Raw genomic sequence first — 6696 nt, 5'->3', positions numbered from 1 at the left:
CGGCCGGGGTCCCGGTGGCCGAACCCCCGGCCGCGCCGGACCCGTTGCCCGTGCCGGTGCTCTGACCGCCCTTGCCCGGACCGGACTTGCGGGGCGCGAACCAGTCGCTGGTCGGCTTCTCGTCGGCGCCCTTCGCGGGGGCGGCCGGTTCGGCGGGGGCCTCGGGGGCGCGGGCCGGCGTCTGTGCGGCCGTCTGCGCGCCCGGCGTCGGAGTCTCGGCCTCCGCCTCGCCCGTCGCGTCCTCGCCGTCGCCCACGGGCTTGCGCACCACCACGGGCGGGATGGGCCGCGACCCGGGGATGTTGATCCGGATCCGGGTGGTCAGCGTCGTCTCGGTCTTGCGCTCGTCCGGCCGGGCGGACGGACGTCCGGTGTCCGCACCGTTGTCGGGACCCGTCGGCGTCCCGTAGGGCGGCGTCCCCGACGGGTAGGCGGCACCGCCGCGCCCCTGGGGTCCGGAGGACGGAGTGTCAGTTTCACGACTCAAGGCAGGTTCTCCCGGTTGGCTCCACCGCCCGTCACACCTTCAAAGCGGGGCGGTCCGGCGGCGCGCACCACCATACTGGCCGCTCCGTACGCGTATCCCATGCCCGCCGGTGAAACCCACACCGGACCCGCGCCCCTGTGCGGCGGCGAAGTGGTACGTCACTTCCCAAGTCGGACGGCGTCGCCGTCCGGTTGCCGAACGGGCGCGAGCGTGGCGCACATCACAGCGACGGCGATGCCTCCGAGCAGGAAGAGGTACGAGCCGCTGCCCGCGGCGAAGAGGAAGTCGCCCTCGGGGCGGCTGGTGGTGAGCAGGACCACGGCGAGCGCCCAGCCGACGGCGGGGGCGACGGCCGCGCCCCGGCTGCGGAAGGCGCGGCCCGCGCCCACGCAGAGCCCGGCCTCGGCGGCGAGGGCGAGCAGCAGTCCGCCCGGGAACCAGGCGGGCTGGAGCAGCGCCCCGGCGACGCCGGTCAGCGCGCCGAGCACGAAGAGGCCGAGGTGGAGCAGGACCCGCCCGGCGGAGGGCAGCCGCAGCGGCTGGGCGAGGGCGGAGGTCTGTCCGGTGCGGTCGTTCACGGCGTCTCCCCCGTCCCGGCGGACAGGTCGGTGCCGCCGGCGGACAGGCCGGTGATCCCCGCGAACAGGTCGGTCTCCCTGGTTTCCGGTGCGGGGCCGCTCACCAGCTCGTAGTACTCGGTGGTGAACAGCGGCTGCGCCAGCTCGTTGGAGAGGGCGAAGTACGGTTCGGCGACGTCGACCTGGGTGGCGTGGGCCCGCATCGCGGCGGCCTTGGCGGCGGCGTACGGGGTGGAGTCGGCGACGATCTCGGTGGTGATCCGCTCCTCGTCGACCACGCCGGGGACGTCGTCGACGTCGGCGGCCTTGTCGAAGCGGAGTCCGGGCAGCTCGTCGCGCAGACGCGCGAAGGCGGCCTCGGCCGCCGGGCGCGGTACGCGGTTCCAGTAGACCTTGGCGACGCCGCAGCCCGCCTCGGCGGCCAGTTCCGCGGCGCGCATGGCGACGCGGTGGGCCTGGATGTGGTCGGGGTGGCCGTAGCCGCCGTTCTCGTCGTAGGTGACGAGGACTTGCGGGCGTACCTCCCGGATGACGTCGACGAGCAGGGCGGCGGCCTCGTCGAGGTCGGCCTGCCAGAAGCAGCCGGGGTCGTCGTTGTCGGGCAGGCCCGTCATTCCGGAGTCGGCGAACCGCCCGGGGCCGCCGAGCAGCCGTACGTCCTCGACGCCGAGGGCGTGCGTGGCGGCCGTCAGCTCGCCCAGGCGGTGCTGCCCGAGGGCGGCGCCGTTCAGATGGGACAGCTCGGGCGGGATGACCTCACCCCGTTCGCCCAGGGTGCAGGTCACCAGCGTCACGTGGGCGCCCTCGGCCGCGTACCTGGCCATGGTGGCGCCGTTGTTGATCGACTCGTCGTCCGGGTGCGCGTGCACCAGCAGCAGACGCCGTGCGGGCTGTTCGGTCATGGCCCCACCCTACGAGGGGAGGTGCGCTTCCCCCTCACGCGCCCAGGGCGGGGCGGCCTGGACGTCAGAAGCTGATGCTGCCGATCATGCCGGCGATGTTCGACGTCAATTCGCTGATCGTGGGAGCGATCGTCGAGGAGGCGAGGTAGAAACCCAAGAGCATGCAGACGACTGCATGCCCCGCCTTCAGTCCTGACTTCCTGATCAACAGGAAGACGATGATCGCCAGCAGCACCACCGCCGAAATCGAGAGTGCCACGGCGGCTCACCTCCAAAGAACCCAGGGACATGGGGGGTCGAACGCGGTCGGGACGTCGGAACCATGGGGGCAGATAAATCCACACAGTGGGCAGCAGGTTGATACCCACTATGCGCTAGTGATCATAACTATCCGTACGCGCGCATCGATCGGCGCACGGCCGCACAAGGGGGCGCATGGCCAATATGGTCAGGGCATGACGACCGAGGCTGACTCCTTCCCCAGACGGCACGCCCGCACCCAGCGGTTCACGCTCGGCGCGCCGCGTTCGTTCACCGTGGCACCCGACGGTGCCCGGATCGCGTTCCTGCGTTCCGCCTCCGGTACGGACCGGGCCAACGCTCTGTGGGTCCTGGACCCGGCGGACGGCTCGGAGCGGCTCGCGGCCGACCCCGGGGCGCTGCTCGGCGGTGCCGAGGAGGACCTGCCGCCCGAGGAGCGGGCGCGCCGCGAGCGCAGCCGCGAGGGCGGGGCGGGGATCGTCGGCTACGCCACCGACGCGGGGGTCGAGCTGGCCTCTTTCGCCTTGTCAGGGCGGCTTTTCACGGCCGAGCTGCGGGCCGGTACGGCCCGTGAACTCCCCGTCGCCGGGCCGGTGATCGATCCGCGCCCTTCCCCCGACGGCCGGCACGTCGCCTATGTCGCGCGGGGTGCGCTGCGGGTCACGGGTGCCGAGGGCGGTGACGACCGGGCGCTGGCGGAACCCGAGGCAGAGGGGATCACGTACGGTCTCGCGGAGTTCGTCGCGGCCGAGGAGATGGGCCGGACCAGGGGTTTCTGGTGGGGTCCGGACGGGGACCGGCTGCTGGTCGCGCGCGTGGACGACACGCCGGTACAGCGCTGGTGGATCTCCGACCCGGCCCGCCCGGACCGTGATCCACAACACGTTCCGTACCCGGCGGCGGGCACCCCCAACGCGGCGGTCGGGCTCTTCCTGATCGGCCTCGACGGGAGCCGCACGGAGGTCGAGTGGGACCGCCGGCGCTATCCCTATCTGGCGCGTGTGCACTGGTCAGGGGCAGGTGCCCCGCTGCTGCTCGCACAGGCGCGCGACCAGCGCAGTCAGGTGTACCTGGCGGTCGACACGGAGACCGGCCGGACCCGGATGGTGCACGCCGACGAAGATCCAGTTTGGCTGGAACTTTTCCCCGGGGTGCCCTGCTGGAGTCCGTCCGGGCAGCTGGTGCGGATCGCCGACGAGGGGGGCGCCCGGGTGCTCGCGGTGGGCGACCGCCCGCTGACCGGGCCACAGTTGCACGTACGGGCGGTGCTGGACGTCTCCGGGCAGGACGTGCTGGTCTCGGCGTCGGCCGGGGCGGAGGCGGCCGATCCGGAGACGGGTGAGATCCACGTCTACCGCGTGAACGAGCTGGGCCTGGAGCGTGTCTCCCAGGAACCCGGCGTGCACTCGGCCGTGCGTGCCGGGGGCGTGACCGTCCTCGTCTCCGCCGTGCTGAACCGGCCGGGCAGCCGGGCGCAGGTCCTGCGGGACGGCAAGGCGGTGGCGACCGTCACGTCTCATGCCGTAGATCCCGGTCTGTCCCCGCGCGTGACGCTCACCCGAGGGGGCGCACGCCTCGTCCCGTGCGCCGTGCTTATGCCAACGGACTACCCCGGTGACGCCCCCCTTCCGGTTCTCCTCGACCCGTACGGCGGTCCGCACGGCCAGCGGGTGGTGGCCGCCCACAACGCCCACCTCACCTCGCAGTGGTTCGCCGACCAGGGGTTCGCGGTGGTCGTCGCCGACGGCCGGGGCACCCCGGGACACTCCCCGGCCTGGGAGAAGTCCATCCAGGACGAGGTGGCCGCGACCGTCCTCCAGGACCAGGTGGACACGCTCCACGCCCTCGCCGCGGACTTCCCGCTCGACCTCGGCCGGGTCGCGATCCGCGGCTGGTCCTTCGGCGGCTACCTGGCGGCCCTCGCGGCGCTGCGCCGCCCGGACGTCTTCCACGCGGCGGTGGTGGGCGCCCCGGTCACCGACCTGCGCCTGTACGACACGCACTACCAGGAGCGCTACCTCGGCGACCCGAACGAGCAGCCCGAGGTCTACCGGCGCAACTCGGTGATCGACGACGCGGGGCTGGTCGACGCGGCCGAGCCGCACCGCCCGATGATGATCATCCACGGGCTGGCCGACGACAACGTGGTCGTGGCCCACTCACTCCGGCTCTCCTCGGCCCTCCTCGCGGCCGGCCGCCCGCACGAGGTCCTCCCCCTGTCCGGCGTCACGCACATGACGCCCCAGGAGTCGGTCGCGGAGAACCTGCTGCTGCTCCAGGTGGAGTTCCTGCGCCGTTCGCTGGGATCGGCGTAACGGCAGCGGGCCGGGAGACATGGCGCTCCCGGCCCGCTTACGGCACCCGCACGGCCGTACGCTGAACAGCTTGGCGCGTCCGTATATCGATACCGATTCCGTGAAGTTGCCTGCGTGTTAACGGGGTTCCTCCCCTTTCGTACGACTATGTCTCCGGCGGGACGACCTGGATCTCCTCCGCGAAGTGGCACGCCGAGTCGTGGGCCGCGGGGCCGCCGGTGCCCCGGAACGCGGCCGGGACCGCCAGCTGGGGCACCTCCAGGGCGCAGCGCTCCTTCGCCTTCCAGCAGCGGGTGCGGAAGCGGCAGCCGGAGGGGATGTTCGTCGGGGAGGGCACGTCCCCGGCGAGGATGATCCGCTCGCGCTGGTCCCGGGCGTCGGGGTCGGGGACCGGCACGGCGGAGAGCAGCGCCTGGGTGTACGGGTGGGTGGGGTGGTCGTAGATCTCCGCGTCGCGGCCCGTCTCCACGATGCGGCCGAGGTACATCACGCCGACCCGGTCGGAGATGTGCCGGACGATCGACAGGTCGTGGGCGATGAAGACGTAGGAGAGGTCGAACTCGCCCTGGAGGCGGGCCAGCAGGTTGATGACCTGGGCCTGCACCGAGACGTCGAGGGCCGAGACGGGTTCGTCGGCGACGATGATCTCGGGGCGCAGGGCGAGGCCGCGGGCGATGCCGATGCGCTGGCGCTGGCCGCCGGAGAACTGGTGCGGATAGCGGTTGATGTACTCCGGGTTGAGGCCGACCACGTCGAGGAGTTCCTGGACCCGGCGGCGCCGGTCGCCCTTGGGCGCGACCTCGGGGTGGATGTCGTAGGCCTCGCCGACGATGTCGCCGACCGTCATGCGGGGGTTGAGCGAGGTGTAGGGGTCCTGGAAGACCATCTGGATGTTGCGGCGCACCGCGCGCAGGGCGCGGCCGGACAGGCGGGTGATGTCCTCGCCCTTGTAGAGGATCTGCCCGGCGGTCGGGCGTTCCAGGTTGACGAGCATCTTGGCGACGGTGGACTTGCCGCAGCCGGACTCGCCGACGATGCCGAGGGTTTCGCCGGCCCCGAGGGCGAAGTCGACGCCGTCGACGGCCTTGACCGCGCCGACCTGCTTCTTGAAGAGGATGCCGGTGGTCAGCGGGTAGTGCTTGACGAGCCCGCGGACCTGAAGGATCGGCTCAGCCGTCGACGCCATCGAGGCACTCCCTCCAGAAGTGGCAGGCGCTGCCTCGGGTGGCGCTCACCTCGTACAGCGGTGGTTCGTCGGTGCGGCAGACGTCCCGCGCCATCGGGCAGCGGGGGTGGAAGGCGCAGCCGGGCGGGATGCGGGTGAGGCTGGGCGGCAGGCCCTTGATGGCGTACAGCTCCCGGCCCTTCTGGTCGAGGCGGGGGATGGATTCCAGCAGCCCCTGCGTGTAGGGGTGGGCGGGGTTCTTGTAGATCTCGTGGACGGGTGCGCTCTCCACGATCCGGCCCGCGTACATCACGGCGATCTCGTCGGCGACGTCGGCGACCACGCCGAGGTCGTGGGTGATGAGGATGAGGCCCATGTTGTACTCGCGCTGGAGCTCGGCGAGCAGCTCCATCACCTGGGCCTGGACGGTGACGTCGAGGGCGGTGGTCGGCTCGTCGGCGATGATCAGCTTGGGTTCCAGGGCCAGCGCCATCGCGATCATGATGCGCTGGCGCATGCCGCCGGAGAACTGGTGCGGGTACTGCTTGACCCGTTCCCTAGCCCCCGGGATGCGGACCCGGTCCATCAGCTCGACGGCCTTGGCGCGGGCGTCCTTACGGGACATGCCCCGGTGGACGGTGAACATCTCCCCCAGCTGGTCCCCCACGGTCAGCACCGGGTTCAGGGAGGACAGCGCGTCCTGGAAGATCATCGCCATCTCGGCGCCGCGCACCTTGCGGCGCTGTTCTTCCTTCAGTTTCAGCAGGTCGCGGCCCTCGAAGAGGATCTCGCCGCCGGTGATCCGGCCGGGCGGGACGTCGAGGATGCCCATGATGGTCTGGGCGGTGACGGACTTGCCGGAGCCGGACTCGCCGAGCACGGCGAGGGTGCGGCCGGCGTCCACGCCGTAGCTGACGCCGTTGACGGCCTTCGCGATCCCGTCCCGGGTGCGGAACTCCACGTGCAGGTCACGCACTTCGAGCAGCAT

Annotated in this window: 6 protein-coding genes and 1 pseudogene; 1 reads left to right on the top strand and 6 read right to left on the bottom strand. The window is 71.9% G+C overall.

The window, feature by feature from the left end; all coding sequences use genetic code 11:
- The 4 genes and pseudogenes from UW392_RS09905 to UW392_RS09890 form a co-directional block, all read right to left on the bottom strand.
- Positions 1-487 (bottom strand): annotated as a pseudogene (locus UW392_RS09905) (hypothetical protein); the annotation flags it as partial.
- Positions 488-645: 158 nt separating this feature from the next.
- Positions 646-1065: a DUF6113 family protein gene (locus UW392_RS09900; RefSeq protein ID WP_320774538.1), complete on the bottom strand. Its 420-nt coding sequence runs from the start codon at positions 1063-1065 to the stop codon at positions 646-648.
- Positions 1062-1967 (bottom strand): N-acetyl-1-D-myo-inositol-2-amino-2-deoxy-alpha-D-glucopyranoside deacetylase, encoded by a 906-nt coding sequence (gene mshB / locus UW392_RS09895; RefSeq protein ID WP_320774537.1) that lies wholly within the window; start codon positions 1965-1967, stop codon positions 1062-1064. The genes UW392_RS09900 and mshB overlap by 4 nt, the downstream gene beginning before the upstream one ends.
- 64 nt (positions 1968-2031) lie before the next feature.
- Entirely contained in the window at positions 2032-2226 is a 195-nt protein-coding gene (locus UW392_RS09890) for a hypothetical protein (protein ID WP_189415312.1), read from the bottom strand.
- Positions 2227-2422: 196 nt separating this feature from the next.
- Here UW392_RS09890 and UW392_RS09885 point away from each other — a divergent pair, with 196 nt between their 5' ends.
- Entirely contained in the window at positions 2423-4543 is a 2121-nt protein-coding gene (locus UW392_RS09885; RefSeq protein WP_320774536.1) for a S9 family peptidase, read from the top strand.
- Positions 4544-4688: 145 nt separating this feature from the next.
- Here the strand turns inward: UW392_RS09885 and UW392_RS09880 are convergent, their stop codons facing one another.
- Both UW392_RS09880 and UW392_RS09875 read right to left on the bottom strand, forming a co-directional pair.
- Positions 4689-5729 (bottom strand): dipeptide ABC transporter ATP-binding protein, encoded by a 1041-nt coding sequence (locus UW392_RS09880; RefSeq protein WP_320774535.1) that lies wholly within the window; start codon positions 5727-5729, stop codon positions 4689-4691.
- A complete protein-coding gene (locus UW392_RS09875) occupies positions 5713-6696 on the bottom strand; it encodes an ABC transporter ATP-binding protein (RefSeq protein ID WP_320774534.1) in 984 nt (327 codons plus the stop codon). The genes UW392_RS09880 and UW392_RS09875 overlap by 17 nt, the downstream gene beginning before the upstream one ends.

Source organism: Streptomyces sp. CRN 30, assembly GCF_034105845.1.
This window is presented reverse-complemented; position numbering and strand designations above follow the sequence as displayed.

Excerpts from the sequence above, each read along its gene's own strand:
- mshB (WP_320774537.1), bottom strand. The coding sequence starts at position 1,967 with ATGACCGAACAGCCCGCACGGCGTCTGCTGCTGGTGCACGCGCACCCG.
- UW392_RS09885 (WP_320774536.1), top strand. The coding sequence starts at position 2,423 with ATGACGACCGAGGCTGACTCCTTCCCCAGACGGCACGCCCGCACCCAG.
- UW392_RS09880 (WP_320774535.1), bottom strand. The coding sequence starts at position 5,729 with ATGGCGTCGACGGCTGAGCCGATCCTTCAGGTCCGCGGGCTCGTCAAG.
- UW392_RS09875 (WP_320774534.1), bottom strand. The coding sequence starts at position 6,696 with ATGCTGCTCGAAGTGCGTGACCTGCACGTGGAGTTCCGCACCCGGGAC.